We start from the raw sequence: 465 nt of genomic DNA on the forward strand, positions 1-465 counted from the left end.
TACTTGTATAATTATGTATCATAGAAAATATCCTTTTTTGTACAGATTATACCATAGATTCTAAACAGGTTCTAAAGGCAGACATAACCGTTAAAAAGAATTTTCCTGTTGGAGTTCTTGTGTCAATACCTAAATTTAAAACTGCAAAGTGTACGCTTTTTTATGAAGATGTTCAATAAATTGTAGTAATTGAATTGTATTCCGTCATTATTTTATGAAACGTGTTTTTCTTTAGCTCTAACATTTGCATAAACATAGTAACTATCTTTTCTTTACCTTTACATTTATTACAAAAAATGTTATTATTAAAATGAATTATTTTTGTTCGGTGTAACGGATTTGTAACTTTTCACCTTGATGATCACTGAGAGCAAGGATAGTATTACATTGTGTGTGTTTACACACTAGGAGGCAATACAAATGGAAAAAGGTAATGTAAAATGGTTTAATGGCGAAAAAGGCTTC

Annotated in this window: 1 pseudogene; it reads right to left on the reverse strand. The window is 28.8% G+C overall.

Annotated elements, in window-relative coordinates:
- Positions 1 to 49: 49 nt before the first annotated feature.
- Positions 50 to 204 (reverse strand): annotated as a pseudogene (locus ACQRBL_RS32575) (recombinase family protein); the annotation flags it as partial.
- Positions 205 to 465 lie beyond the last annotated feature (261 nt).

The sequence above is a fragment of the Bacillus sp. AF62 genome, from assembly GCF_050312695.1.
Lineage (GTDB): Bacteria > Bacillota > Bacilli > Bacillales > Bacillaceae_G > Bacillus_A > Bacillus_A cereus.